The organism is Trabulsiella odontotermitis (genome assembly GCF_001297775.1).
Taxonomy (GTDB): domain Bacteria; phylum Pseudomonadota; class Gammaproteobacteria; order Enterobacterales; family Enterobacteriaceae; genus Trabulsiella; species Trabulsiella odontotermitis.
The window spans coordinates 159333-185788 of the sequence record NZ_LIFX01000005.1; the positions used below are offsets into that span (position 1 = coordinate 159333).

General features: G+C 57.2%; 24 protein-coding genes and 1 pseudogene. 3 read left to right on the forward strand and 22 right to left on the reverse strand.

The features are described 5' to 3' along the window. Positions 1-12 precede the first annotated feature (12 nt). The 17 genes from AOY23_RS08155 to AOY23_RS08235 all read right to left on the reverse strand — a co-directional run bounded on the left by AOY23_RS08155 (position 13) and on the right by AOY23_RS08235 (position 18043). On the reverse strand, positions 13-798 hold the full coding sequence (locus AOY23_RS08155; RefSeq protein ID WP_054178957.1) for a hotdog family protein: 786 nt from the start codon (positions 796-798) through the stop codon (positions 13-15). Then, a complete protein-coding gene (locus AOY23_RS08160; RefSeq protein ID WP_072170968.1) occupies positions 795-2042 on the reverse strand; it encodes a beta-ketoacyl-[acyl-carrier-protein] synthase family protein in 1248 nt (415 codons plus the stop codon). The genes AOY23_RS08155 and AOY23_RS08160 overlap by 4 nt, the downstream gene beginning before the upstream one ends. Beyond that, positions 2035-3432: a TolC family protein gene (locus AOY23_RS08165; RefSeq protein ID WP_054178955.1), complete on the reverse strand. Its 1398-nt coding sequence runs from the start codon at positions 3430-3432 to the stop codon at positions 2035-2037. The genes AOY23_RS08160 and AOY23_RS08165 overlap by 8 nt, the downstream gene beginning before the upstream one ends. Further along, complete coding sequence (locus AOY23_RS08170; RefSeq protein ID WP_054178954.1) at positions 3429-5363, reverse strand: ABC transporter permease; 1935 nt, start codon at positions 5361-5363, stop codon at positions 3429-3431. The genes AOY23_RS08165 and AOY23_RS08170 overlap by 4 nt, the downstream gene beginning before the upstream one ends. 3 nt (positions 5364-5366) lie before the next feature. After that, complete coding sequence (locus AOY23_RS08175; RefSeq protein WP_054178953.1) at positions 5367-6530, reverse strand: efflux RND transporter periplasmic adaptor subunit; 1164 nt, start codon at positions 6528-6530, stop codon at positions 5367-5369. Then, a complete protein-coding gene (locus AOY23_RS08180; protein WP_054178952.1) occupies positions 6527-8662 on the reverse strand; it encodes a peptidase domain-containing ABC transporter in 2136 nt (711 codons plus the stop codon). Before AOY23_RS08180 ends, AOY23_RS08175 begins: the two co-directional genes overlap by 4 nt. An 8-nt stretch (positions 8663-8670) precedes the next feature. Then, positions 8671-9621 (reverse strand): hypothetical protein, encoded by a 951-nt coding sequence (locus AOY23_RS08185; protein WP_054178951.1) that lies wholly within the window; start codon positions 9619-9621, stop codon positions 8671-8673. 5 nt (positions 9622-9626) lie between these two features. Beyond that, a complete protein-coding gene (locus tag AOY23_RS08190) occupies positions 9627-10298 on the reverse strand; it encodes a thiol:disulfide interchange protein DsbA/DsbL (protein WP_054179085.1) in 672 nt (223 codons plus the stop codon). 62 nt (positions 10299-10360) lie between these two features. Then, on the reverse strand, positions 10361-10564 hold the full coding sequence (locus tag AOY23_RS08195) for a DUF4762 family protein (protein ID WP_038162550.1): 204 nt from the start codon (positions 10562-10564) through the stop codon (positions 10361-10363). A gap of 82 nt (positions 10565-10646) precedes the next feature. Next, positions 10647-11177 (reverse strand): helix-turn-helix domain-containing protein, encoded by a 531-nt coding sequence (locus AOY23_RS08200; RefSeq protein WP_235501634.1) that lies wholly within the window; start codon positions 11175-11177, stop codon positions 10647-10649. A gap of 140 nt (positions 11178-11317) precedes the next feature. Beyond that, entirely contained in the window at positions 11318-11866 is a 549-nt protein-coding gene (locus AOY23_RS08205) for a fimbrial protein (protein WP_054178949.1), read from the reverse strand. Between the two features lie 9 nt (positions 11867-11875). Then, on the reverse strand, positions 11876-12907 hold the full coding sequence (locus tag AOY23_RS08210; RefSeq protein ID WP_054178948.1) for a fimbrial protein: 1032 nt from the start codon (positions 12905-12907) through the stop codon (positions 11876-11878). After that, entirely contained in the window at positions 12907-13530 is a 624-nt protein-coding gene (locus AOY23_RS08215; RefSeq protein ID WP_054178947.1) for a fimbrial protein, read from the reverse strand. The genes AOY23_RS08210 and AOY23_RS08215 overlap by 1 nt, the downstream gene beginning before the upstream one ends. 18 nt (positions 13531-13548) lie before the next feature. After that, positions 13549-14292 carry a fimbrial biogenesis chaperone gene (locus AOY23_RS08220; RefSeq protein WP_054178946.1) on the reverse strand — a complete coding sequence of 248 codons (744 nt, stop codon included), beginning with the start codon at positions 14290-14292 and terminating at the stop codon, positions 13549-13551. A 43-nt stretch (positions 14293-14335) separates the two neighbouring features. Beyond that, on the reverse strand, positions 14336-16813 hold the full coding sequence (locus AOY23_RS08225; protein ID WP_054178945.1) for a fimbria/pilus outer membrane usher protein: 2478 nt from the start codon (positions 16811-16813) through the stop codon (positions 14336-14338). Positions 16814-16882: 69 nt separating this feature from the next. Beyond that, on the reverse strand, positions 16883-17434 hold the full coding sequence (locus AOY23_RS08230; protein ID WP_054178944.1) for a fimbrial protein: 552 nt from the start codon (positions 17432-17434) through the stop codon (positions 16883-16885). Between the two features lie 75 nt (positions 17435-17509). Continuing rightward, positions 17510-18043: a fimbrial protein gene (locus AOY23_RS08235; protein ID WP_054178943.1), complete on the reverse strand. Its 534-nt coding sequence runs from the start codon at positions 18041-18043 to the stop codon at positions 17510-17512. A 424-nt stretch (positions 18044-18467) separates the two neighbouring features. On the opposite strand from AOY23_RS08235, the gene AOY23_RS08240 reads away from it, so the two are divergent. After that, positions 18468-19589, forward strand: coding sequence for a ribosomal protein uL16 3-hydroxylase (locus tag AOY23_RS08240; protein WP_054178942.1), 1122 nt, complete (start codon positions 18468-18470; stop codon positions 19587-19589). Between the two features lie 43 nt (positions 19590-19632). On the opposite strand, the gene AOY23_RS08245 is transcribed toward AOY23_RS08240, so the two are convergent. The 5 genes and pseudogenes from AOY23_RS08245 to AOY23_RS08265 form a co-directional block, all read right to left on the reverse strand. Beyond that, positions 19633-20019 (reverse strand): VOC family protein, encoded by a 387-nt coding sequence (locus AOY23_RS08245; protein WP_054178941.1) that lies wholly within the window; start codon positions 20017-20019, stop codon positions 19633-19635. A gap of 20 nt (positions 20020-20039) precedes the next feature. Next, positions 20040-20867, reverse strand: a pseudogene (locus AOY23_RS08250) (class I SAM-dependent methyltransferase); the annotation flags it as partial. 41 nt (positions 20868-20908) lie between these two features. Next, a complete protein-coding gene (locus AOY23_RS08255; protein ID WP_054178939.1) occupies positions 20909-21619 on the reverse strand; it encodes an SAM-dependent methyltransferase in 711 nt (236 codons plus the stop codon). Between the two features lie 10 nt (positions 21620-21629). Then, positions 21630-21887, reverse strand: coding sequence for a YjhX family toxin (locus AOY23_RS08260; protein WP_054178938.1), 258 nt, complete (start codon positions 21885-21887; stop codon positions 21630-21632). A gap of 265 nt (positions 21888-22152) precedes the next feature. Continuing rightward, complete coding sequence (locus tag AOY23_RS08265) at positions 22153-23604, reverse strand: nucleobase:cation symporter-2 family protein (protein WP_054178937.1); 1452 nt, start codon at positions 23602-23604, stop codon at positions 22153-22155. Positions 23605-24021: 417 nt separating this feature from the next. Here AOY23_RS08265 and ygfT point away from each other — a divergent pair, with 417 nt between their 5' ends. Further along, positions 24022-25959 (forward strand): formate-dependent uric acid utilization protein YgfT, encoded by a 1938-nt coding sequence (gene ygfT / locus AOY23_RS08270; RefSeq protein ID WP_054178936.1) that lies wholly within the window; start codon positions 24022-24024, stop codon positions 25957-25959. Further along, a complete protein-coding gene (locus AOY23_RS08275; protein ID WP_054178935.1) occupies positions 25956-26435 on the forward strand; it encodes a 4Fe-4S dicluster domain-containing protein in 480 nt (159 codons plus the stop codon). Before ygfT ends, AOY23_RS08275 begins: the two co-directional genes overlap by 4 nt. Positions 26436-26456 lie beyond the last annotated feature (21 nt).

Consider the following 26456-nt stretch of genomic DNA (forward strand, 5'->3'; position numbering starts at 1 on the left):
AATCTCCTTGCTTTATTGCGCGCCAGTGGGCCCCACTTTCAGGGTGATGGCGCTGCTGATGTTATGGTGTAAAAAACGGGTCTGGTTGGCGATACGCACAATCGCGCCGTGCTGAAGGTCGCCGACCACCAGCGCCGGTAATGTCTCGATCTCAAGCGCGCCCGGTAGGGCGTCCTCATGCCAGGGCGCCAGTAACTGGCTGTCGAAAATAACCTCCTGATGGGTTTGCACTACCGGGTAACACGACAGCAGCGAAGCCAGCGTGTCGCAGTGCGGCAGCAGGGCGGCGATAGCGTCCTGACGAAGCACGCTGTTGTCCTGAATAAGTTGGCGAAACAACAGCGCATCCAGGAAATGCCACTGTTGTGCCATTGGCAGCAGCGGCACAAATTTCGTCTGCAACGCCGCCAGCGTGGCGCCGCCCAGCACCGCCCGATGCCTGATTTCGGAAGGCGGAAAGTGGGTCTGCGGGGTGAACTGACAGGAGAGAAAAATCTGCCCGGCGAGGATGTCGGTGACCACCGCGGCGCCTTTTCTGGCGCTGTCGTGTGTCAGGAGATACGTCGTGTCATGCAACAGCGGTCGGCGCAAACGCACAGTACAACTCAGGTACGGGGCGTGTGCCACCTCAGGGCTCAGCGAGCGTTTTACATCCAGCAACGCCAGCATGCCGTGGACGCTCAGCGCCGTCCCGCCCTGCGCTTTCACCCACGCTTCATCAAAATGCACCGGGTTGTAATCCCCTGAAAACGCCGCCCAGCGGTGGGCATCGTCAAGGGTGTAGTAAAGCGGCGTCATAACGACTTCTCCAGGACCAACGCCGCATTTGCCCCACCAAAACCGAAACTCAGATTCAGCGTCCGGTGAAGATCACCAGGGCGATGGCCGTCAACGATATAGTCGAGATCACAAAGCGGATCGGCCTGCTGGAAATTCGCCGTGGCGGGCATGATGCTGTTTGCGATGGCCTGCAGGCAGACAATGCTTTCGAAACAACCCGCCGCCGAGATTAAGTGCCCCGAGTAGGATTTGGTGCTGGAAACCGGGATCTGATACGCCGCGTCGCCGAGAGCCATCTTCAGCGCCTGCGTTTCGTTGATATCATTCAGCGGCGTCGAGGTACCGTGGGCATTGATATAGTCGAGCTGTTGCGGCTCCAGCCCCGCCTGTTGCAGCGCATGGGTGATGGTTTGCACGCGGGCGAGGCAATCGTCCGCCGGAGAGGTGAAGTCCCAGGCGTCGGAAAAGTTGGCGTAACCAGTGATTTCACCGAGGATCGTCGCCCCGCGCGCCAGTGCGCTGTCCCGCTCTTCGAGGCACAACACCGCCGCGCCTTCAGAGAGCACAAACCCGCTGCGATGAGCACTGAACGGGCAGTTTGCCCGACGCGGATCGTCCTTTTCTTTGCTTAACGCCCCCAGCACATCAATGTTCCACACCGCGCAGGTACTGGTGAGCGACTCCCCCGCACCCGCCAGCATCATGCTGGCTCTGCCGCTGCGGATCACCTCAAACGCATCGCCAATCGCGATGGTGCCAGTGGCGCAGGCGGCGATCACCGTATTCTGATAGCCATTCAGCCCCCAGAACTGGCTGCACGCGGCGGTCGTGACGCTGGGCATGGAGAAGAAGCAGTTAAACGGCGAGGTCACCCCGGTGGTGGAAAACTCGTCAATGGCGTCATAACTTTCATCGAGCCCGGCCCAGCCGGTGCCCATGATCACGCCGCAGGCGAGGGGGTTATAAAAGGTCTGCGGCGGGGTCTCGCCAAAGGCCATGGTCATCGCCTGCCGTGCCGCTCCCAGCGTCAGACGCGCATAACGCGGAAGTCGACGGCGGATCGCGGCGGGAACGCCTTTCAGATCAGGTTCTTTATCCACAAAACCCTGGAAATGGGTATGGATGTTCAGGGCAGTTTTGTCGACGTAACGATAGCCGAGGCGGTTATCCATGATCGCCTGCCAGCTCTCTTCTGACGTGGCGCCAAGCGGGGTGATGGCACCATAGCCGGTAACGACGACGCGCTTCAATGCATTATTCATAGTCATGATTCGTTATCCTGTATTGTGTTTCGCCACCCCCTTGCGCCAGCCAGAGCTGCAACGTGGCGTAGAGGTAGTCGTACTGCGTTTGAGCAAGTGAATTTTCGAGTGTCAGCAGATCATCCTGCGCATCCAGCAGGGTCTGAAAATCTACCGCGCCTTCGCGATAGCGGCTTTCGGTCAGCCGCAGGCGCTGCTGGCTGAGCGCCAGTGATTCATGCAGACGGGCCCGCTGAACTTCAGCGCTGAGCCGCTTTTCCATCGCGTTATCCACCTCGGCGAGCGCCGCATAGGCTGTGCTGCGAAAAGCAATCGCCGCCTGTTTCACCTGTAGATCCGCCTGCTTCACGGTGAGCGTCATGGTGTTCCACTGAATGAACGGCAACGCCAGCGAACCGCCAACAGTGCGAATGGGGTCGCTGAACCACTGGCTGAAAATCTGGCTTCCGGCGTTAAGCGCGGCATCCAGCGACAGCGACGGGTAAAAGCTCAGGCGCGAGGCGTCATACCCGGCGAGCGCGGCGCGCAGGCGCGATTCCGCCGCCTGAATATCCGGACGGCGGGCCATCACCTTCAGCGGTGTTTTTTGCATTACCGGCACCCGTTGGCTGGCATCCAGCACCGTCGATTCATCCGCGTGTTGCTCCGCCGGGCGGTTCAGCAACAGCGCCAGCGCGTTGCGGCTGTTATCCCGCTGTTGCTCCATCGCGCGAAGCTGGTTCTGGCGGCTGAGTAACGACTGCTGCGCCTGCAACAGATCAAGCTGCCCGACTTTCCCGGCGCGGTACCAGGAATCCACCAGTTGCACAGTCTGTTCTGAAATGGCGATCCCCGCCCGCTGGTTGCGGATTTGCTGGTTATACAGGGCGATGCTCCAGTAAAGCTGGGCAGTGGTGCCGATGGTCGACAATACCGTCGCGTCATAATCCTGTTCGCTGGCCACCGCTTCCCATTCGCTTTGTTCGCGGGTGCGCGCCAGTTTTCCCCACAGATCAAGCTCGTAGCCGATGGTAATGCCGCTGTTGTAGCTCTCCTGCGCGGTAGGATTGCGGCGCAGGTTTTTGCTGTTGCTTGCCGAGCCTGAGACCGCCACGTCCGGCGTCATGTTGGTATTGGTTAACCCGGCGGCGATCCGCGCCTGCTGGAGCGTAATGGCCGCTGCGGCGAGATCGTTGTTACTTTCCAGCACCTGTTCGATCACCCGAGACAGACGGGGATCGTCAAACCGCTGCCACCAGTTTTGATACGCATGCGTGCTCTCAACGCCGGTTGCTGGTTGCCACTGCGTGGGCAGCGACAACAACGGGCGCTGGTAGTCGCTGCGGGTAAAACTGCCGCAACTGGTCAGCAGAAACAGGGCCGGGAGGAGATAAGCGATTTTCGTCTTCATTCGCGGGCCAGTGCCTCCGTCGGGTTGAGGCGGGCTGCTCTGCGCGCCGGGAAATAGCCAAACGTCAGGCCGATCAATGCGGAAAACCCGCAGGCCATCACCACCGGAAAGGCAGTGAAGACCATCGAAAACTCATCGGTGAAAAGGGAAAAGAGATTACCGGCGACCCAGGAGCCAATGACGCCGATAAGCCCGCCGAGGGCGCAGATCATCACCGCTTCGATCAGAAACTGGTTCATGATGTCCAGCGGACGCGCGCCGACCGACAAACGGATACCGATCTCATGCGTGCGCTCCGTCACCGACACCAGCATGATATTCATCACCCCCACGCCGCCCACCAGCAGGGAAATCGCCGCAATGGTGGTGATCAACAACGACATCGAATCGGAGGTTTTCTGCAGGGCGTTAGCCAGCTGATCGTCGGTCTGGGTGAAGAAATCCTTTTTGCCGTGCTCGCGTAAAAGATGGCGTTCGGCGCGCTGCGTTGCTTCCTGTGGCGTCAGGGTCTCCTGAAAACGCAGGGTGATAGCTTCGAGCGGCTTTTCACCGGTGATGCGGTGCTGGAGCGAGGTATGCGGCACCCACGCCGCCATGTATCCGCCCACTACTTTCGGGCCGGGTTTCGCCGCCACGCCAATCACCCGCCACGGCGCTCCGGCAATCTGCACGATTTGCCCCAGCGGATCTTCCCCGCCCGGAAAGAGCGTATCGCGCCCGGTTTCGTCGAGGATCAGCACCGGTTCGCCTTCGGCGACGTCGCGGGCGGTAAAGCCGTTACCCTGCACAAACCGCAGCCCCTGCAACGGGAAATAGTCCTGTGAAACGCCGGACAGCATCATTGAAGAGTCGAGACCTTTGCGGACGGCGAGCGTCATGCTGCTGACCATCGGCGACACGCCCAGGATCCACGGCAGTTTTTGCAAACTGCTGACGTCATCCATCGACAGCGCGCGCTCCATGTCCGGGCGCTTGTTCCCCCAGCCGGTGCCGGGGCGGATCTCAAGCGTGGTGTTGCCGAGTTTACCGATCTCGCTCATGATCGCCTGCCGCGCGCCTTCGCCCACCGCCATCGACGACACCACGGACGAGATGCCGATGATGATCCCCAGCATCGAGAGAAACGCGCGCATCCGGTGACCGAGCAGAGAACGCCATGCCATGCGAACTGACTCGTGGATGCTGCGCCCCAGCGAGGCGCGCCCGTTATCCTGTTCAGGCAGCGTAACCGCGTTGTTCACTTCCTCTGTTTGCCGGATATCCGCCACGATGCGGCCATCGCTGATCTCAACAATGCGTTGCGCCTGCGAGGCGATGTCGCGATCATGCGTCACGATGATCACCGTATGGCCTGAGGCGTGGAGCTGGTGGAGCACCGCCATCAGCGCTTTGCCGTTGACGCTGTCGAGCGCCCCGGTGGGTTCATCCGCCAGAATCACCTGCGCGCCGTTGATCAGTGCCCGGCAGATGCTCACCCGCTGCTGCTGCCCGCCGGAAAGTTGTGCCGGGCGATGCTGGAGACGGTCTTCCAGACCGAGTTTTTGCGCCAGTGCCTGGGTGCGGGAAACGCGTTGCGCTTCCGGCATGGCGGTATACAGCGCCGGAATGGCGATGTTTTCTTCTGCCGTCAGATAAGGCATCAGGTGGTAGCGCTGGAAAATAAAGCCCAGATAGCGGCTGCGCAGCTCGGCAAGCCGCAGGCTGCTGGCGTTGTGTACCGCCGTGCCGTTAATAATGACTTCACCGGCAGTGGGCTTGTCCAGGCAGCCGATGATATTCATCAGCGTGGATTTTCCCGAGCCGGACGCGCCGACAATCGCCACCATTTCTCCGGCGGCGATCGACAGCGAAATGTCGGTCAGTACCGGGATTTTTTGCGCTCCGGCAGAAAATTCACGATACACATGGCGCAAGGCGATGATCGGTTCCATGGCTTATCCCTGCACCGTGTCCTGCGCCACGACAACGCGATCGCCCATCTGCAACCCTTCCAGTACTTCCGCGTACTGGCGATCGTTAATCCCGATCCGGATCGTGCGCTGCTGGGTTTTGCCGTTCTCAACCGTGGTAACCCGGTAGCTGTCGGTATCCAGCGCCTGACCGAGCGCCGCCACCGGAATGCGCAGCACGCCTTTGGCTTCGGCAATCTGAATAAACACCTGCGCTGTCATGGCGGTTTTGAGTTCGCGCTGCGTATTCGGGATATCAAAGGTGCCGTTGTAATACACGGCGGTGGCCTGCTGGTTATTGCCGGTGATGCCGGGTTGCTGTTCTTCCAGCGCCTCCTGTGGTGCCGGTTGTACAAATCCCATCGTGCTGGTGTAGTGCTTGTCGGGGTTGGCAATCACGTAAAAGCGCAGCGGCTGACCGGGGTGGATTTTTTGGATATCGGCTTCGGAGATCCGCGTCTGCACCAGCATGGTGTCGAGATCCGCCAGCACCAGAATGGTTGGCGCCATTTGCGACGACACAATCGTTTGCCCTTCATGGGTGACGATACCGAGCACTTCGCCGTCAATCGGCGCGACGATGCGGGTATAGCCGAGATTGGCGTTGGCGGTTTTTACCGCCATCTCCGCCTGCACAATCTGCGAATCGCTGACCTCAATCTGCTGGATCTGCGCTTCATAATCCGCACTGGCCTGCTCTAAATCGCTGCGTACGCCGGAGCCGTCGCGCATCATCGCCTGCTGGCGTGCGTATTCCAGACGATAACGCTTGAGCGCGGTCTCTTCGGCGCGTTTCTGCGCCCGGGCGCTCGCCAGTTGCGCCTCGGCGTTATTCAGTTCGGATTCCTGGATAGTCGGATCGATCTCCGCCAGCAACTGGCCTTTTTTCACCTTGTCGCCGAGTCGCACATACAGCTTGCGCAGTTGTCCGTTCACCTGCGCCCCGACGTTAACCTGCACGGCGGGTTTGAGGATGCCGGTCACCAGCACCACTTTTTCGATATCGCCTTTGTCGACCGTTTCAACGTGCAGGTTTTCCTGTGGTGACGGTGAGGTGAGGGAGGCGATCGCCACACTGATCAACGCTGCTGTCGCCACGATGCCAGCGCCTGCGAATAACCAACGGGGTTTGAGACGCCATAGCTTCATGCGGTAAGTTCCTTCTTAAAGTCCAGGGAAGTTAAGGGGCTGTTCAGACGGGTGAGTTGCCCCTCCGCCAGCTGGTAGATGCGCTGAAACCCGGCCAGTACCTGGTCGCTGTGGGTCACGACAATCAATGATTTTCCGGTCTGACGGCAGTGGGTATGAATGGCATCCATCACAATCGCCGCGGTGTCGTCGTCGAGGTTGGCGGTGGGTTCATCAAGCAACAACACCGGGCGTGCGCTGTACAGTGCCCGCGCCAGCAACAGGCGCTGACGCTGACCGAGCGAGAGCGCGGCATGGCTTTCGCGGATCAACGCATCGATACCGCCAGGCAGCGCCTGCACCACATCGCCCAGCGCCAGCGACGCCAGCAGCGACTCGATCCGTGGGCGATCCCGCTCGCGGTACTGCGCGTCGAACAGGGTGATGTTTTCGCGAACCGAGGCGTTAAACAGAATATCTTCCTGGCTTTGCAGGCAGACGGTTTGCGCCAGTTGCTGACGGGGGATCGGCGTTTCTCCGGCGTAGCAGGTGCCGCGCTGCGGAGAAAACAACCCGGCAATCAACCGCAGCAGCGTGCTCTTGCCCGCGCCGGATTCGCCGACAATCGCAATCTGTTCGCCCGCCGGTAACGAGAGCGACACCGAATCCAGAATGGGTTTTTGCGGATCGTAGTAATAGCAGACGTCATCAAAACGCAGATCCGGGACGGTGGATGCAGGCTCCGCCAGCAGCGGGGCGCTGGCCTCTGCGTGTTGCGGGAACAGGCTGTGCGCGCGGGTATCAATCACGTTTAACTGGGATTTCTGAATAATGGAGAAGAAGATCCGCGTGACGTACGAGGTAAAAATCTGCCGCAGAAAACTGTAGGCAAAAAAGTCGCCAAACGAGATGAGCTTGCCGTGCACCATCGGCAGCACCAGCAGCATAAACACCACCATCTCCAGGCTGCCGGTCAGCTGATAAAGCCCTTCTTTTACCTGTTCATAGACTTTCTGCTTCTGCAGGCAGGAGAAAAGATCGCGGCTGAACCAGGCAAACTGCGCCTGACGGCGGTTTTCCAGCCCGGCGGTTTTGATGGTCAGAATGCCCTGCAACGTCTCCATAAAAAAGTCGTTGAGCGCCGCGCTTTTCAGTTGCAGTTGCTGGGTGTACCAGCGGTCGCGAAACACCGCCCAGACGCTGATAAGCCCCATGATGGTGACGCCCACCGCCGAAATCGCCGCCAGCACGGGTGCTATCCAGAACATGATGGCAAGCGCGATGGCGCAGATCACCCAGTCGGAGCGCAGACCGTTGTCCAGTTCGATTTTCTGCAACAGCCCCACCTGCCAGGCGGTGAAGCGACTGTAAATCTCCCCCGGCGCGCGCTTTTCAAAAAAACGCAGCGGGTTGCTGAGCAGGCGGGAAAACCCGAGGCCGCTGTTGACCAGCACAAAGCGTTTGATAAACCGCTCGCTGATGACCCGCACGCCCAGCGCCATGAAGGTGGCGACGATAAACGCCACGATAAACCAGCCGTAGGGGAAGTCGCTGTTCTCCGTGCTGGAGAAGGCCTGGTTGATGGCGTTGCTCACCATGGTGGGCATCAGGAACAGGGTGAGCGACACGAGGAAGGTCAGCAGCATCAGGCGATAAATGCCCGGCACGACGGCGGTTTCCTTCAGGCTCATCGCCCGCGGCACCGTTTTTGCGGTTGATGAGGGCGGCAGATCGGCTGGTGCGGGCAGGACGGTGTCCGGCTCGACAATCAGCGCATAACCACTGATCTCCTGCTTCAGCGCCGCAAACGGCAGCCACTGTTCGCCCACCGCCGGGTTCATCACGCAGACGTGATTCCCCTTGCGCCAGGTGAGCAACACGTAATGGCTCGCGCCGTAGTGCAGAATGGCGGGCAGCGGCAGCGTACTCAGTTCATGGTGTTCAAACAGCACCGGCGTGGTGGCAATGCCCAGCCGCGCCAGAATGGCCATCAGCGAATCCAGCGACGTGCCGTGATCGGAGGCCGGAAACATCTCGCGCAGCGTATCCAGCGAGACGGTTTGCCCCTGGGTTTGCGCCAGCATCGCCACGCAGGCAAGGCCGCACTCATTGGTCTCTTCCTGATAAATCATGTCGGGGAGCGTGGTTTTCATGATGCGTTCTAATGATTAATGAAATAGAGAGAGTGGCTGTGCCAGAGCAGCCAGTCCTGCGGGGTTTCCCGCAATGTCTGTTCGATAATGCCGGGCATCGTGCCTGCCACTGCCTTCGCGGCTACTGGCGGGTGAATGCGGATCTGCAAACCGCCGTCGTAACAGAGGTGATAAAACACCACCTGCGCGGTAATCACGCCGGAGAGCCGCACCACGCCATGGTGTAATTTCGCCGCCCGGCCAAATAAGCGGCACGGCAGTTTCGCTTCCAGTGCGCCTTCCGCCTGCAGGGTGTAGTCCGGGGAGATATCCGGGAAGATGATCATGTTCTGCTCGCCCGCGGCGACATCGGCGATCAGCGACATCAGATTGCTGGCGAGCGCCTTGTTCTCCTGATGAATGGAGCAATAGGCGAGCTGAATACCGCCGAGCGTACGGGCATGCTGGTTATAGAGTTCGGCGCTGGCAGAGACCACCACGCTCGCCTTGCCCGGCGTGACGCTGGCACCGACGATGGCCGCCAGCACATCCGACACCGCATGCAACGGCGCCAGGATGACCGGGATTTTCTGGTGATGCAGCGGTGCCACCACCGCGTCCAGTTGGTCGGCGCAATGGCGAAGCTGGCGCAGCAGCGTCGGGTTTTGTCCCCAGGTCGCCGCTTCTTCCAGCAGACGGCGGCGAACGGCAATCCACACCGCGTTAATCGGCGTCGGCTGTCCGGTCAGACAGCGGAAATTCTCCGTTGCCACCGCGTTCTGCAAGCGGAAAGCGCGCCCGGCCAGACCCAGCGCGCACAGACCCCGCGCCACGCCCAGCACCACGGTGATCGGCACATAGCGCACGATCCTGCGCAGCATGGCGAGTCTGACGCGCGCCATCTCACCGCGCAGGTGGTGCACCCGCCCCAGGCTGTGTTTAACGCTAAAGACACTCCAGAGGATAATAAACCTGACCACGGCGCTTATTTTTCCCCTGTCAGCAACTGCTGCATCCGTTGGGCAAATTCAGGGAAATCGCGATCCTGCGCCACGACATAGCGTTTGTTGATAATAAACATCGGTGTGGCGGTGATGGCGTAATGCCGGGTAATGTCCGCCATTTCTGCCAGCCGTGCTTTCACGGCGTCGCTCTGGCGGGTGGCCTGAAAGTGTTTCACGTCGATATTATTTTTGACCAGCCACTCCAGCAGGGTGGGTTCATCGGCCAGATTCAGGCTGCGCGTAATAATGGCGTTATAGGCGCTGTCGCGGACTTCTTCTTCAATGCCCATTTCTTCGAGCGTGGCAAATATCGGCGCGTAAACCGCAAGGCCATTACTGTCGCTGGTAATATGGATCGTTTTAAATACGCTGCCCGCTGGCAACGTACGGGCAAATTCTGTCAGATTTTCTTCATTGGCGGCGCAATAATGGCAGCCGTAGGACATCACTTCGATAATGCTGTTGTCGTCTTTAATAGGGCTGTTTTTAATCTGTTCAGCACTGACTTCACGAAACGCCTGAGTCTGCGTTTCATCCGTTGCAAAGGTATTAAATACAAAAACGTGATAGCAGAGTACCGTCATCAGCGACGAGACAATAATAAGAAACAGGGAATAGCTAATAAAACCAGCGCGCTTAAATTGAATAGCCATAATCATCTCGCAACAGGAAAGAAAAATACCCGGAGAGCAGAGGCTCTCCGGGCAATTACTGATTAACGAAAACGGTTCGGAATGCCACCACACTTGCTGGCGTCAGCATTCTGCATGGTGGTGGTGGTGCCGTGTTTGTCTTTGCAGGTAGTGACCAGTTTACAGGAGGTCACACCGCCCACGGTTACGTTCTGGTATACGCTTTCACAGGTCTTGCAGCAGCCGCCAACGATTCCCGCGGCTTCAAATGCAGTCAGTTTTTTCATCTAGTTTTCCTTATCCAGGTTGTGGTTTATAGGTAGTGAATTGCAACGAATTACCGGTGATGGACTGCACCAGTAAAATTGCTCAGGGAATGATGCCTTTTATGGCAGCAAACAAATCGATATTGTTTCTTATATTCAGCCTTTTCATTAAGTGGCGTTTTATATAGCTCAACCGGCGCACATCAACGTTCACCTCACCGGAAATTTGTGAAAGTGATTTTCCTTTGATAATTTCTTCCATCAGCCACCACTCATTTCCCGAGATGGCGTCATCGGTTCGGTTACGCAGCCTGTTGCCGGTGTATTTTGTCAGTGAATCGCTGAAACAGTTTCCATTGTGCCGTTTGTGTAATAAATCCTGAAAAAAGCGCCAGGCATATTCAATGCTCTCTTGTTTGTGCAACCAGTGTGCATTCGGCAGCAGCGAATAGAGCGTAATAAACAGCGGCATGTTGTGTTCACTCAATAAAATGATCAGCTTTCTGTTTTTATGCTGACAAAAGCTTCTCATTAAATGCAGTACCTGAAACCGCTCGCGCGGCAGACTGTCCAGATCGCACAACAACCACAATTGACGTTCAATACTGCTGTTTTCTCGTATCAGCGCCAGCATCTGTGAAAAATCATAACTGGCGGCGCAACCAGACAGGTTTTCCCTGGCGAACAAACGCAGGGTTAACGTGACAATCCCCTGCGAAAAAAAGCGATTCTGATCGTAAATGAAACACTGGTACGTCATGTCCCGGATCCGCGCTATTGATAATTCAATGTGTAATTCGCCGTGGCGGTAAACGGCCCGGTGGCTATTGTCCCGTTTGCCAGCGCATCGGGTTCCGCTTCGACAAAAGCCTGAAAATTAAGCTGCATTACGGTGTCAGTGATCGCCGTCGGGCTGGTGGCGATCCCTAAACGCACCGGCGTGTCGTCCGCCTCCAGTAAGCCGATGCCGACACCGCTGGCGTTGTCCGGCGCGGTAGGCTGGATTGCCAGCCGATCCGCCATCATCGTATTGGTGATGCCGTTAAACGTCACGGTGACCGAGTCGAATGTCGTCGGGTTACAGTCCTGCAATTTGATGGAGAACGGGACCGGCGTTGTTCTCCCGGTGCCATACAGCGACTTAATCGAGATCTTGCCGAAATCCACCGGCACGCGCTCAGACTCCGGCGCAATGCTGCACGGATAGGCGATCACCAGCCCTTTAAAACTGAGATCGCCGCCAATCAGTTCCCCCAGCGCCAGTACCGGCGCCGGGAGCGATGCGGTCAACAGCAGGACAGCGAGGGTCATCAGTCGTTTCATATTCCCTCCTTACTGGAATTCAGCCACGATCGTTGCGGATGCCCGGAATTCGCCTTCCGGGATCACGGAAGTGGCGCTTCTGGCGATCGGTGCCGCAGTGAGGTTCCAGTCACCTTCGTTATTGGCGAAGCCCGGCACGTTATAAAACGTGTTCGGTGAGACGGGCGTTCCCTGACGATCTTTCAAAGCGATCCCCAGATCCGAACGGTCCACGGTGCCGGTGGTGCTCAGGTATTTGCCATCGACAAACGCCGGGTTGGGCTGCTGAATACCGAGTTTGATGTTCAGCGCGCCCTGCGAGAAACTGCCGCCCTCGCATTTCACGTGAATAGGAACGTTCTGGCTGTAACGGGTGCCATCCAGCAGGTTTCCCGATCCGGGAATGGTGCCGAAATCCACCACGATGGGTGAGCCCTGGTTGACGGTGCATTTATCCGGTACGGTCAGCACGCCGGAGGCGATGGTGATCCGCGACAGCGCGGTTTGCCCCATCGGCCCTGGCCCCAGGCGACCAAACAGCCTGGCAATCTCCGAGCCCTGTAAATTCAGGCCGTTGATAATCGGTTTGGTGATCATAAAAGTCACACGGCCCCGGGCGCCGGACGCGAACTGGTTAGTCAGAATCGTGTCGGGCACGTTGCAGTAGTTCTGGTTGACGTTGTTAGAGACGTTTTCGAACGGAACCGTGACGTATTGCTGCAGGTTGCCTCCGATGTAGATCTCAATTTTGACGTCCATATAGTCATTGAGCTTGAGATAACCGGGCGTCGAGCCAGACTGGTTTAACGTCGCCTGTGACATAAAATAGACCGGCTGATCAGCCATCGGTTGCGAGCAATAGGCCCGCCCCTGAAACATCCCCGCCAGATCGAATTCATCAACGACGGTCGCCCCGGCCTGGTTATTGGTAATATCCTGGTTTCCAATGTCGATGAAATAATCATACGTTCCGTTCACCGGGACGATTTCACCGTCCACCGCCAGACAGGCGGCGGAGGGGAACAGTAATGCGCAAAGCAGCAGCTTCACTGAAGGTTTCATTACAGGTACTCCATCTTCAGACGAACCAGACCACTAAATTCGCCAGCAAGAACGTTTGTCCCGGTGGATTCCAGCGCCGCGAGGAAATTCAGTTCGCTGTCGCCAGGATTCACCAGATACGGTCTGTGCGTCTGATTTACCTCCAGCGCGTTGCCTTTCATGTCCATCAGGCGCACGCCCGCGCCCTGGGTTGTCCCTGTGGTGCGGATCAGCTGGCGGTTGTTGATATCGGATTCGCCAATGAAGGTCACCTGAACCGCCTGCTCGCTGGTGCTGTAAGCCCGCCAGTCATCGCCAGTGCTTTTCGGGCCGAGGCTGGTGCGCGCCTCGCTGGCGCCTTTCAGACAATCTTTCAGATATAACGTGAAGCGCACAGGCTGGCTGCGGTCGCCTGCCTGATGGAATTGCCGGGCGCTGATCTCGCCGAGCTCAATATCCTGAATACGGCTTTTCGTCGTCAGGACACAGGTCGAGGCATACACAGAACCATGAAACCGGACAATGCCGCTCTCTTCGCCGACACGATCCTGAGTAGTGGGCGAGGGCAGCAACGGCGAGTCGGCACAGGTCTGAAACGTCACGCCCACTGCCAGCAGGGCGAGTAAGGGAAGTTTATTTGGCATCGTCAGGTTCCTTCTTTATTAACCCTGCTGTGCAGACGGCAGCGCTTTACAGGTGTTGCCATCGCAGCGGTATTTCAGTTCCGGGTGACCGCCGTAGTCGTTCACATACATCATCGAAAAATCGCTGACGCCCGCCTCGGTAATCTCGAACTGCTGGCTGGATTTCGGCGCGATCATGATCCCCGGGAAACGGGTGATTTTGCTTCCCGACGCTTTCGACAGGCCAATGATGGTCACGTAGTAGGGCGTCGGGTTCTGGGCGGTCATCTGGCTGCCGTTTTTCTGGAAAATCACCTGGTCCTGCCAGACATCGCTTCTGTTTTTCGGGATCACCGCCGCTGGCCGGTAAAACAGCTTGATGCGTGACTGCATCGCCAGTTGCAGCGTGTTGGGTTTATCCGGCTTGGGTGGGATCTCCCGGACGTTGAGATAAAACAGGCTCTCTCTGTCCTTCGGCAGGTTTTCAATGCCCGCGGTTTTGGTGACGCGGGCAATCCCTTTCTGCCCGCCGTTAATGCGCTGCAGCGGGGGTAAGACGATCAGCGGCCCGGTGATTTTTTTGCCATGTTCATCTTCCACCCACGACTGGGCGAGGAAGGGAACATCCGGGCTGGTATTGGAGAGATTCGCGCTCGATGACGCCTCTTTTTCCGTAATAATGACGCGGGTGCGATCGAGGGAAACGCCCGCCTGAGCGTCGATGCCGATCGCACTCAGTACGAGAGCGGCAATCCAGCGTCCGTGATGTCTTTTATTGCTCATTTTTGACCTTTTATTACAGTAAGATAACTCGTTACATGACGACTTAGCGGCGGCACGGCAGCAGCGTGTCTGCCTGCTGACCGGTCGTGCCAGACGGTATCGTGACCTGACACTGTTTCTTGCCGCCCCACATCACGTTCAGCGTTTCGTCAGGATTCACCCCGGCAAGCCAGGCCTGCCCGTTTTCCATCACCATCGCCACGCTGACGCCATCGCCGTTATACACTTCCGCGCCGAAGGGCGGTTCGCTGCCGTCTGCAAGACGCAGGGTGCCCATCATCTTCATCCCTTTCGCCATGCCGAACGCCTGGTAACCAATTGCGCCTTCGGTGAGCGTTGTGGTGCTGATGGCCTTCGACGGTTCGATATTGCCGTCCATCGCATCGACATCCACGCGGGTGTCAAAGCTGTTGTAACTCACCACATCCGGTACCACGGCAATCCCGGCGCTGTTAGTGCGTGAACGCTCGCCGTTGAGCGGTACGCCGCCGATGCCGTTGGTATCCACCATCACACGGGCGGTGTTCATGGTGGCGCCGCTGTTATGCAGCGCGGCACCGTGGCGTGTGGCGGTAAAGCCGCCGCGCAGGGTGGTGCCTATCGCCATATACTGGTTATGCTGATAGCTGGCATTGGTATTGATTTCAGCCAGTTGCGAACGGTGCTGATAGTAACCATCGGCACTCGCGTCACCGTTCTGGTTGGCCCCGGCGCGAATACGCCACAGATTGTTGTAATCGCTGTTGTCGGTGTAAGACGCCATCGGGCTGGTCTTGCCGTTGTTGGTCTGAATATCGAGACCTGCCCATTTGTTGTCGCCAATCGGCACCGACACGGAGAAGGCGATGGAGTCGTCTCTGCGCCCTTTGTACTCGGTGCGATACGCGGACACATTGGTGGAAATGCCGTTGATATCGCCAATGCGGAAGGAGCGCCCTATCGAGAAACCGTAGCGATCCTGGCTGCGCCTGTCCCAGTAGTTCTGATGCGTATAGGTGAGAAACACGGTGGTCGCTTTGCCCGGCTCGTCAGCCCAGAAGGTCTTGTTGCCGGTGATGGTATAGAGCTCTTTTTCACGCCCCAGATGGCCATAGTCCTGATAGCGCTCATCAAGGTATTGCGCCATGGTACGGAAATCTTCCTGCGAGAAGCGGTAACCGGCGAAGGTGATCGAGCTGTCGTACTCTTCAAACGTTTTCGCGTAGCTCAGCTTGTACGAGGTTCCTTTGAGACGCTTGCCGTCGGGCCTGCGGCTCCAGGACTCGGTGGCATCGAGGGAGATCGCGCCGAGAATGCTGAGGTCACGACCAATACCGAGCGAGGTTGCGGTGTACTCTCTGCCGGAGGACTGCAAACCGCCATACAGCGACCAGGCGTTGCTGATCCCCCAGGAAAAATCACCGGACAGGAACGACGGTCCCTGGATTTTATGGTTGTATCGAGACGGCGCACCGCCGGAGACGTTGTAGCGCACATAGCCCGGACGCGTGAGATAAGGAATGTTGGCGGTGTTCACCTGGAAGGTGGAGACCGAGCCATCCTGCTCTTCGACGCGAACGTCCAGCACGCCACGCACTGAACTGCGTAAATCCTGAATGTTAAACGGACCGGCAGGCACGGTGGTCTCATAAATCACCCGGCCGCTCTGGCTGACGGTGACTTTGGCGTTGCTGCGGGCGAGGCCGTGAATTTCAGGCGCATAGCCCTGCAATGCAGGCGGCAACATGCGCTCGTCACTGGCAAGGTTGACCCCGGTAAAACGTACCGTGTCGAAAACCTGCGAGTTCAGGTAGATTTCACCCATCGTCAGTTTGGCGGCCATCATTGGCAGCGGACGATAGGCATAGAGCTGATTCCAGTCGAAATCGAACTGGTGGTTGTCGCTGTAATAACTGGTCTGGTACTCGCCACGGAAACGCCAGGCGCCGATATTCACGCCCGCCTGACCGTAACCTGACAGTGAACTGTAGTTGTCGCTGTTATCAAATTGCCGGGTCAACTGCCCGTTCAGGCTGTAGTCGAAAATGAAACCGGCAATGCCCTGATCCCAGCGCTCGGGCGGCGTCCAGTCCGGATCGTTATATTTCATCCATGCCTGCGGGACGGTGATATCCAGCACGCCGGCATAGTTACTGACGGTGGCGCCCGGCAGGCTTTGCAGGGAGTAACAATTTTCAAAGCGTTGTTCGACTTTCAGTCGCGCTTCTTCTTTTAACGCCAGTTTGCTCAGCAGATCGCCGGTGATACACGGCAGGGTGCTTTTGCCTTCAGGCGCGTCGACGTAACGAATTTTCTCCTGACCCACCGGCTGGCCATTGATACGGATATCCAGCAGGTAATCGCCAGGCGTGACGTAGTTATCCGTTGAAAAACGGGACAAATCGATACGAGTGCGGTCTGCCGCATCCAGCACGTCGGTATTAAACTCAACGTTCTCTTCGGCGTAGGTGGTTGCGGCATAACAGATACTCATTATCTGTAGGGCAATTATCGTTATTTTTGTTTTTAATGTAACCGACATGATTTTTCGTCCCAAAAAAATCTGTTGAAAAAATACTGCGTCCCGTCCTGGAATTATTAATTTTATTTATTAGTTGTAATCCATAAAAACCTGGGCAACAGCATAGAACTCACCAGCTTTAATATTTTGCTCCTGGACCGGAACCAGTGATGCAGTAAATTGCAATGTATTATCATCGTCACTGAGTTCATATCCCATTGAGGGTTTGCCGATCGTTAATATTTCGCTGTGTCGGCCATGCAGACGAATACCAAAACCATCTGCCTCGCCGGTAATTAATAGCGTGGTGGGATCGGAGTTCAGGGCTTCACCCATGAATGTCACGGTGGCATAGGGGAAAAGCGTGCTGCCATTTTCTCTTTTCACTACCCTGCAACCCGCAAGCTGGATAAGAAAAGGACGCGTGATACTCACTTCTTTACTCTGGTTGATATGACCGGCGGAGATCTCGCCGAATTCCACCAGAACGTCATGATACGAGGGGGCAAACGCGCAGGCCGCTTCGATGATTTCACCGCTCATCGCTAACGTACCCGGCGTCACGGTTGCGGCGACAGTATCAGGCGACGCCAGCAGCGCACATGAAAAAACGGGCAAAAAGAGTGCCTTGCTTATCGTCATTCTGTCCCTCCCTGACGCGGTCATCATGCTTAATAAAGTGCGGGAAAGGCTCCCGCACTCTGTCTTTCTGAAGGATTACTGATAATCGATCTGGAAGTTGATGGTGGACTGGAACGTACCCGCCATCACGGTTGCCGTTGCACTTTCCGCTTTCACGTAAGCCACGAACGGAATGGTGTTGGTACCATCAACCAGCTGTACAGCAGTGGTCGGCTGGCTCCAGGTAACATCCTGGCTGGCACTGTCACGCAGACCGATACCGGCGCCAGACGCGGTGCCAGAAGTGAAGGCTGCCAGCGTGCCATCAACCGGGTTGAGGCTGGTCGGGGTGTAAGAAACGACAGCGGATTGCGCCACAGTGGTATCACAGTGTTGCAGTTCGATGTTTTGATGAACGTTGCCAGCGCGCGCGCCATTAGCCAGAGCTGAAACAGGAATCTGGCCGAAATCAACGACGACCGGGCTTGAGTTTGGTGCCAGACCACAAGCGGTATTAACCAGTTCACCCTGGAATTCAATCATACCGTTCGTTGTATCAGCTGCGAGAACTGACACAGAACCCAGAGCAGCAGAGAAAGCAACAGCCATAGCGACTTTATTCATATTCATAACAATATCCTGTTTGTACAAATTTCCTGAGAAATAAAGAGTCATAACTTCGCGATCATTAATTCGCTCTGTGTTAAAAACTCTTGGTGGTGTTTCAGCAAAGTTCATTTAATAATTAAAAGAGTGAATCATTCACTATTTAATTATTTATCCTCCGTTGAACTGATTCGGATGCTAACAAATCAAAAATTGCCTTCAAAGCACTACATTCCATGTGGGGATATATACGCATTTATAACTCGCAGATAATTTGGGGCGAGATTTATATCTCGCAAATCAGTGCGATTAATCTTAAAGATATTGTTACGGTCGATATTTTTCGAAAAACGGAGTGATCAGGTAAACCGTTCCTTGACCAATGACAAAGCGGTATCGCGGCGGCTCTCTCTATAATCCCCCGTCTTCTTCTTACGGGTATTCATCAATGGCGTATCAACTGAATCTGAACTGGCCGGAATTTTTAGAAAAGTACTGGCAAAAACAACCTGTTGTTCTGAAAAATGCCTTTCCGGGTTTTGTCGATCCGATCACGCCAGATGAGCTGGCCGGTCTGGCGATGGAGCCGGAAGTCGACAGCCGTCTGGTCAGTCACGTCGACGGTAAATGGCAGGCCAGTAATGGTCCTTTTGAACATTTTGACGGCCTGGGTGAAACCGGCTGGTCGCTGCTGGCGCAGGCCGTAAACCACTGGCATGCACCGTCCGCTGAACTGGTGCGTCCGTTCCGTGTGCTGCCGGACTGGCGTCTGGATGATCTGATGATCTCCTTCTCCGTACCGGGTGGTGGCGTTGGGCCGCACATCGATCAGTACGATGTGTTTATCATTCAGGGGATGGGCAGCCGTCGCTGGCGCGTGGGGGATAAACTGCCGATGCGTCAGTTCTGCCCGCATCCGGCGCTGCTGCATGTTGATCCGTTCACGCCGATCATTGATGAAGATCTCGAGCCGGGCGATATCCTCTATATTCCGCCAGGCTTCCCGCACGATGGTTTCACTCATGAAACCGCAATGAACTATTCGGTGGGCTTCCGCGGGCCAAATGGCCGGGATCTGATCAGCAGCTTTGCCGATTACGCGCTGGAAAACGATCTTGGCGGCGAGCACTACTGCGATCCCGATTTAACCTGCCGCGAACATCCGGGACGGGTGGAAGAGTACGAACTTGACCGTCTGCGCGACATGATGATCGACATGATCAACCAGCGCGAAGATTTCATTCAGTGGTTTGGCCGCTTTGCCACCACGCCGCGTCATGAGCTGGATATCGCACCGGCGGAACCGCCGTATGCGCCGGAGGAGATCTACGATGCGCTGATAGGCGGTGAAACGCTGGTGCGCCTGAGCGGATTGCGGGTGCTGCACATTGGCGACAGTTTCTTCATCAACAGCGAACGCCTCGAAACGGTTGACGCCACGGCGGCGGATGCGCTGTGCCGTTACACCATGATCGGCCAGAACGAACTGGGCGATGCGCTGCAAAACCCGGCGTTCGTGGCTGAACTGACCGAACTGGTGAATCAGGGTTACTGGTTCTTCGACGAATAAGTTTCACCGTTGGCACGGCGTCTGACGGCGCCGTGCCGGTCAGTTACTCTCCCACAATTTCAATCAGATTGCCGTCCGGATCGGTCAGCACAGCTTCGTAATAGCCGTCGCCGGTGACCCGCGGCGGACTTTTCAGGATCCCCTGCTGACGAGCGCGATCGGCAAGCGCATCCACACTGGCTTTGCTGCCCACGTTCAGCGCGACGTGCGCCCAGCCGGTTATCGCTTTGTTGTCCGGGGCATCGGTCAGCGTCGGCAGCGTCATCAGCTCAATGGTCGGGCCTTCATCGAGGGTGATGAAATACGATTCAAAGCCGGGATTGTTACGGCTCTGGTATTTCGCATTCGCCGTGCCGCCAAAAAAGGTTTGCCAGAATGCGGCCTGCGCGTCGAGATTGCGGGTCCATAGCGCAACGTGGGCAATTTTCATTGTTTGTCTCCTGTCATAACCGCCATAAGGGCGAACAATTTACCCTCAAAGGTATCACTGACCGGCCATTCGTCGCCTGCGATTTTACTGATATTGCTGAAGCCGCAGTCCGCCAGCAACTGCTGATACTGTTCGTCATGCCATGCTCTCGTCTGGCTACTGAATCGTGTGACAACGCCATTATCCTCAAGCACCCAGAAGAGCGTCGTGCTGATCTGCGCGGCCTCATCCCACTGGTTTTCTGTGAGCAACACATGCGGACGATCCACAAACAACCCGACCGGGCACGGCTGCCAGCTCCGCTCCGCCTCGCCCTGGCGTTTCACTTCCGCAAACGTATGAACTTCGATCAGCAGCTTTCCGCCGGGTTTGAGCCACGATGCGCAACGGCGGAGCAGGGCGCGGGTATCCTCTGCGCTGAACACGTTGATTTCACCGAAGGTCATCATGATCAGATCGAATGACTGCGCCGGGGCAAAATGCCGGACATCCTGCTGCTGATAGTCGATGGCAAGGCCGTGCTGGTGGGCCTGTTGCCGCGCCCAGTGGATCGCCGCGGGCGAAAAATCGACGCCAGTACAGGTATAACCCCGCTGTGCCAGACGCAGGGTATACAGACCCGGGCCGCAGCCGAGATCCAGAATCTGCCCGACGTCCGGAAGCTGGCGGGCAATCCATGCCACCTGCTGTTCAATCACCGGTAACTTGCGGCTTGCCCAGTCATGATCCTGTGACAAATGGTTATCCAGCATGCGCTGGCTGAAGGCGGCATGATCCCACGGAATTTTGCCCTCGCCAGGAGCGAGCGGCGTGGGGCGCCGGATAAAAATGATATCGCTGATATCCATATATTCTCCCTGAAAACCCCGCCTCCCGACGGGGTACTGATTTACTTGTCGATCCATCCGGTCATGCGGGTAAAGTTAAAATAGCGACCCGCTTCCGCGGCCATCATTTCCCGATCACGGATCGCGTAGGGGTGATTACAGCCGAGCCACGATTGCCAGGCCGCGTCGTTTACCTCGCTCTCAGTGCAGAGATCCATCCTGAGAAACGCGCTCTGCTGCCATAACTGTCGCCACCAGTCGACGGTGAAAAAGTTCATGCCCGACTGCCAGTACGGCGCCATCTCAGGCGGAACGCCGTCGTTAAAGGGCGCTTTCAGGCCCGGAACGACCACCGCCACGCGCGCGCCGGGTTTGAGAAACGGCACGAGGTGAGTATCGAAAAACGACGAGCTGGCGCCGAAATAATGCCAGGCGTCGATGCTGATCAGCGCGTCAAAGTGATCTTTCGGGAAAGGACGATCACATGGCAGGTCGTTGACGTCCTGATGCAACGCCGTGATCTGCTGCTCAAGCCCGAACTGAGCGAAACGCTGGCGGTTGTCTTCGGCGGCAATCCATAAATCCATCGCCACGATCTCAACGCCGTAGCGCCGGGCGAGGTGAATTGACGTCAGCCCGGTGCCGCAGGCGAGATCGAGCACGCGCATGCCGGGCTGCAGGTTAAGCGAACCGGCCACTTCGTCAGCCAGCATCAGGGCATTCGGCCCCATCATGTTGTCGTTGAGAAATTCGTGAGAAATCATCGTGTTCATTTCACGCTCCTTAGCGGTTATCCAGTTGGGAACGCACGTGGTTCAGACCCGTGGTATTGATGCGGTAAGGCTGTCCGTTCACCGAACGGATCAGTTTTTTGGTTCTGAGTTTTTTGAAAACGGCGAGCGTGCAGTCGCTGAGCAGCAGCCCTTCGCGGGAATAGCACTCAACGGCGGTGACGCGGCCAGAGGCGTCGCGGGTATGGATGATACGACCACCCTTGGCGAGAACGTGCAGGGTACGTTGTTCCTGACGGGAAATATTCATGCTGAAAAATACCTGTAATCATCATGTGCAAAAACGAGCCAACACCCGCAGGTGTTCGCGTAAGGTTTAAGCGCAGCGATAACCAGTCCGGCCCTGGCGGGTCGGGAAGCTGATTATCTGATGGTTACAATCTCCAGCATCAAAGCCTCAGAGTGAGATGAAAAGATATTTACTGGCTGAATGATAACATGACTTTTCACGCGGTCATTATTTGCTGCCAGAAATGTGATCTGCTGACGACCCGGGGCCGTCAGCAGCGTGGGGGTTACTCCTCCTGCTGGCTTTTTTTCACCTTCCGCATCAGCAACCACATGCGCACCGTACGCGGCGAACGATGAGGCGCGTTCGGGTTTTCAGGCACCAGCCCGGTGTTGTGTTTGTGGTAGCCATTGAAAAACAGATTCAGCAGCACGGCGCTGATCGTTGCCAGCATGATCCCGCTGTGCAGCAGCGGTTGCAGCTCTGATGGGAATTTAGAGAAGAAATTCTGCGACAGGGTTGGTGTCATGCCCACCCCGAGGCTGATGGCGACAATGTACAGGTTGTAACGGTTGGTGGTGTAGTTGATCCTCGCCAGAATGCGGATCCCCGTAGCCAGCACCATCCCGAACATCACCAGCCCCGCGCCGCCCAGCACGAACTGCGGAATGGACGCCACCAGCACGCCCATTTTGGGCACCATGCCGAATGTAATCAGGATCACGCCCGAGGCGATACACACCCAGCGGCTGTACACCCGGGTGACGCTGACCAGCCCGATGTTCTGCGAAAACGAGGTGTGCGGGAAGCTGTTAAAGATGCCGCCGAAGATACTGCCGACACCGTCCACACGCAGGCCGCGAATGATATCCTGCGGGGTCAGCTTGCGTCCGACGATCTCGCCAAGCGCCAGAAACATCCCCATGGATTCGATAAACACGATGATCATCACCGCGGTCATGGTGAGGATCGACACCGGGTCAAAGACCGGCGTACCGAGCGCCAGCGGCGTGACGATAGCAAACCATTTGGCGTCATGCAGGCCGGTGAGGTTCACTTCGTTCATCAGCATCGACAGCACGAAACCAAAGACGATCCCCAGCAGTACGGCGACGTTGGACATAAAACCTTTGGCAAAACGCGTCACCAGCAAAATAAACAGCAGTACGGCAAACGAAATGCCGAGGTAAACCGGGTTGCCATATTCCGGGTTGCCTTTGCCGCCTGCCGCCCAGTCGATCCCCACCTGAATAATGCTGAGCCCGATGGAGGTGATCACCACCCCGGTCACTAACGGCGGAAACAGTGGCATCAACCGGCCAATGAGCGGGGCGAGCAGCGTGGTGATACACCCCGCGGCAATGGTTGCACCGAAAATCCCCATCAGACCAATGTCGGGGTTAATCCCGATGGCCAGCATCGGCGTGACAGCGGCGAACGTGACCGACATGATCACCGGCAGTCGGATGCCCATAAAGCGGCCGACGCCGATACACTGCAGCAGCGTGACGATACCGCAGCAGAAGAGATCGGAACTGATCAGCAGGGCGATCGTCTCTTTACTCAATCCAAACCTGTCGCCAATCATTAGCGGAACGGCGACGGCGCCCGCATACATAACCAGAACATGTTGCAACCCCAGAATGATCAACTTCCCTGGTGACAAAATACGATCCACCTCATCAGTTGCGTTGGGGCTGCCAGAGACCGATGGTGGCTGAGAATCAATGGCGCTCATAACTAAATCTCCTTGTTATCCAACAGCGCGATCCTGAGAGATCGGCTGAGCAGAGTGCGAAATAGTGACAATACAAATCCGGGAGAAAGCATGCTTAGGGAGTGCCAGTTTTTTGTACAACGGCGGGAAAGTCATTGAAATGCGGCGACTATCACAGAAAAGCGTCGTCGCTCAGGAAGGCGACAGCACCGCACGCCAGCGCAGGGCGTTACCTTTTCTCAAATTGAGAGAAAATCAATCATTCTGACTCTCTCAGTGATTCACTTGCGACACGTCAGCGTAGCCGTGCGGCAGGCCTTTTGTGCGTATTTTTGAGGTGCATCGCAAAATCGCTGCATGGTTTGTGCACTGAACAAAACGCGTCTGATTATTGCATTGCGTTCCCTGCTGATATCAAAAACAAGAAAAGGGACACGAATGAATAAGTTCATTGTTGCCGATGCGGCAGAGTGCATCGGTTGTCATGTTTGTGAAGTGGCCTGCGTCACATCGCACCGTCAGGATAGCTGGCCGCTGGCGCGCCACGAGTTTACCCCCCGCATCCACGTTGTCACGCAACAGACCGCGAGCAATACCACCACCTGTCGGCATTGCAACGACGCGCCCTGCGTGACCTCCTGCCCGACCAACGCGCTGCGTTTTGATAACCACAGCGTCCAGCTTGACAGGGCAAAATGCATCGGCTGTAAAAACTGCGCGATCGCCTGTCCGTTTGGCGCCATTGAAATGGTCGCAACCGCAGGCGATGCGCCGCTGGTGCAGAAATGCGACCTCTGCCAGCAGCACCCGTCCGGGCAACAGCAGTGCGTCGCGGTATGCCCGACGAAGGCACTGCGTCTGATGGATGAAAACGGGCTGCAGACGTTGCAACGCGAAAGGCAACGGCGCGCGGCGCAGGGGCAGAATACGCAACAGCCAACCGCCGCCAACAGCCGTGAATTCCTGAAAAAACCACCGCGTAAAGGCGCGGAAAAAATAGCGGCAGAATTGCGCAAAACCCATTTTGCCGAGATCTACCGCGGGCTGGATTGCAGCGAGGCCAACTATGAGAGTTCGCGCTGCCTGTATTGCTCACAAAAAGCGTGGTGCAACTGGACCTGCCCGCTGCATAACCACATCCCGGATTTTATCCGTCTGGTGAAGGACGGAAAAATCATTGAGGCCGCCGAACTGTGTCACCAGAGCAGTTCACTGCCGGAGATCTGCGGTCGGGTGTGCCCGCAGGACAGGCTCTGCGAAGGCGCCTGTACGCTCAAAAATCATCACGGCGCCGTCACCGTCGGCAACCTGGAGCGCTACATCACCGATACGGCGCTGACCATGGGCTGGCGGCCGGACATGAGCGCCGTATCTCCGCGCGCCGAACGGGTGGCGGTGATTGGTGCCGGACCCGCGGGGCTGGGTTGCGCTGATATTCTCGCCCGCGCAGGCGTACAGGTGGATGTCTTTGATCGCCACCCGGAAATTGGCGGTTTGCTGACTTTCGGCATTCCGCCTTTCAAGCTCGATAAGTCCGTACTGAGCCAGCGGCGCGAGATTTTCAGTGACATGGGGATCCGCTTTCATCTCAACCATGAGGTCGGGCGCGACGTGTCCTTCAGCGATTTGCTGGCGAATTACGACGCTGTTTTCCTCGGCGTTGGCACGTATGGGCTGATGGCCGCCGGGCTTGACGGCGAAGACGCCACCGGCGTGATTCAGGCGCTGCCTTATCTTATCGCCAGTACCCGCGAGGTGATGGGGCTGGAAGAGAGTCAGGAATATCCGCTGACCGAAATTAACGGCAAGCGGGTGGTGGTACTGGGCGGCGGCGATACCGCGATGGACTGCCTGCGCACCTCTGTTCGCCGTGGCGCGGCCAGCGTCACCTGTGCCTATCGCCGCGATGAACTGAGCATGCCCGGCTCGAAAAAAGAGGTGGTGAACGCCCGTGAAGAGGGTGTCGAGTTCCTCTTCAATGTGCAGCCGAAATACATCAGCCGTGACCGGAAAGGGCAGGTGACCGCCATCGGGCTTATCCGCACTGAAATGGGCGAGCCGGGGCCTGACGGGCGGCGGCGTCCGCGTCCGGTAGCAGGTTCTGAATTTGAACTTCCTGCCGACGTGCTGGTGATGGCGTTCGGGTTCCAGGCGCACGAGATGCCGTGGTTACAGGGGCATGGCGTTGAGCTGGATCGCTGGGGGCAGATCATCACCGGCGGTAAAGGCCGGACGAGTACGCAAACCACTCACGCCAGAATTTATGCCGGGGGCGACGCGGTACATGGCGCGGATCTGGTCGTGACCGCGATGGCTGCGGGCCGACAGGCTGCCCGGGATATGCTGGCGAGTTTTCGCCTGAAGGAGGCCGTATGACCCGTTTTATCGTTGCCAGCGCCGACGACTGCATCGGCTGCCGTACTTGTGAACTGGCCTGTGCGCTGGAGCATGAGCCGGGCATTGCTCAGCTGTTGCCACGGCTGACAGTGATGCGCCTGAGCCAGCTTAGCGTCCCGGTGATGTGTCACCAGTGCGAGAACGCGCCGTGTGTGGCGGCGTGTCCGGTGGCGGCGCTGACGATGGGCGAGGAGTCCGTCGACGCCGATGATTCGCGCTGTATCGGTTGTCAGAGCTGTGCGGTGGCCTGCCCGTTCGGGGCAATTACTATCGTGACGTCTGAAAACCGTCATCCACGGATCGTGAAGTGTGATGTGTGCGGTCAACGTGACGCCGGGCCTGCCTGCGTGGAAGTCTGCCCGACGAGCGCGTTGCGTATCATGACGGATGACGCGTTAGCGGCGCTGCAAAAGCAGCAGTTAGTGAAGCATGCCAGCCTGTTATACCGGCTGTAGTAATGAGATGCCCGGCGTTGC

Bases quoted from the DNA above. Each gene is read 5' to 3' on its own strand.
- AOY23_RS08155 (WP_054178957.1), bottom strand. From the start codon at position 798: ATGACGCCGCTTTACTACACCCTTGACGATGCCCACCGCTGGGCGGCG.
- AOY23_RS08160 (WP_072170968.1), bottom strand. From the start codon at position 2,042: ATGAATAATGCATTGAAGCGCGTCGTCGTTACCGGCTATGGTGCCATC.
- AOY23_RS08165 (WP_054178955.1), bottom strand. From the start codon at position 3,432: ATGAAGACGAAAATCGCTTATCTCCTCCCGGCCCTGTTTCTGCTGACC.
- AOY23_RS08170 (WP_054178954.1), bottom strand. From the start codon at position 5,363: ATGGAACCGATCATCGCCTTGCGCCATGTGTATCGTGAATTTTCTGCC.
- AOY23_RS08175 (WP_054178953.1), bottom strand. From the start codon at position 6,530: ATGAAGCTATGGCGTCTCAAACCCCGTTGGTTATTCGCAGGCGCTGGC.
- AOY23_RS08180 (WP_054178952.1), bottom strand. From the start codon at position 8,662: ATGAAAACCACGCTCCCCGACATGATTTATCAGGAAGAGACCAATGAG.
- AOY23_RS08190 (WP_054179085.1), bottom strand. From the start codon at position 10,298: ATGGCTATTCAATTTAAGCGCGCTGGTTTTATTAGCTATTCCCTGTTT.
- AOY23_RS08195 (WP_038162550.1), bottom strand. From the start codon at position 10,564: ATGAAAAAACTGACTGCATTTGAAGCCGCGGGAATCGTTGGCGGCTGC.
- AOY23_RS08200 (WP_235501634.1), bottom strand. From the start codon at position 11,177: ATGCTGGCGCTGATACGAGAAAACAGCAGTATTGAACGTCAATTGTGG.
- AOY23_RS08205 (WP_054178949.1), bottom strand. From the start codon at position 11,866: ATGAAACGACTGATGACCCTCGCTGTCCTGCTGTTGACCGCATCGCTC.
- AOY23_RS08210 (WP_054178948.1), bottom strand. From the start codon at position 12,907: ATGAAACCTTCAGTGAAGCTGCTGCTTTGCGCATTACTGTTCCCCTCC.
- AOY23_RS08215 (WP_054178947.1), bottom strand. From the start codon at position 13,530: ATGCCAAATAAACTTCCCTTACTCGCCCTGCTGGCAGTGGGCGTGACG.
- AOY23_RS08220 (WP_054178946.1), bottom strand. From the start codon at position 14,292: ATGAGCAATAAAAGACATCACGGACGCTGGATTGCCGCTCTCGTACTG.
- AOY23_RS08225 (WP_054178945.1), bottom strand. From the start codon at position 16,813: ATGTCGGTTACATTAAAAACAAAAATAACGATAATTGCCCTACAGATA.
- AOY23_RS08230 (WP_054178944.1), bottom strand. From the start codon at position 17,434: ATGACGATAAGCAAGGCACTCTTTTTGCCCGTTTTTTCATGTGCGCTG.
- AOY23_RS08235 (WP_054178943.1), bottom strand. From the start codon at position 18,043: ATGAATATGAATAAAGTCGCTATGGCTGTTGCTTTCTCTGCTGCTCTG.
- AOY23_RS08240 (WP_054178942.1), top strand. From the start codon at position 18,468: ATGGCGTATCAACTGAATCTGAACTGGCCGGAATTTTTAGAAAAGTAC.
- AOY23_RS08245 (WP_054178941.1), bottom strand. From the start codon at position 20,019: ATGAAAATTGCCCACGTTGCGCTATGGACCCGCAATCTCGACGCGCAG.
- AOY23_RS08255 (WP_054178939.1), bottom strand. From the start codon at position 21,619: ATGAACACGATGATTTCTCACGAATTTCTCAACGACAACATGATGGGG.
- AOY23_RS08260 (WP_054178938.1), bottom strand. From the start codon at position 21,887: ATGAATATTTCCCGTCAGGAACAACGTACCCTGCACGTTCTCGCCAAG.
- AOY23_RS08265 (WP_054178937.1), bottom strand. From the start codon at position 23,604: ATGAGCGCCATTGATTCTCAGCCACCATCGGTCTCTGGCAGCCCCAAC.
- ygfT (WP_054178936.1), top strand. From the start codon at position 24,022: ATGAATAAGTTCATTGTTGCCGATGCGGCAGAGTGCATCGGTTGTCAT.
- AOY23_RS08275 (WP_054178935.1), top strand. From the start codon at position 25,956: ATGACCCGTTTTATCGTTGCCAGCGCCGACGACTGCATCGGCTGCCGT.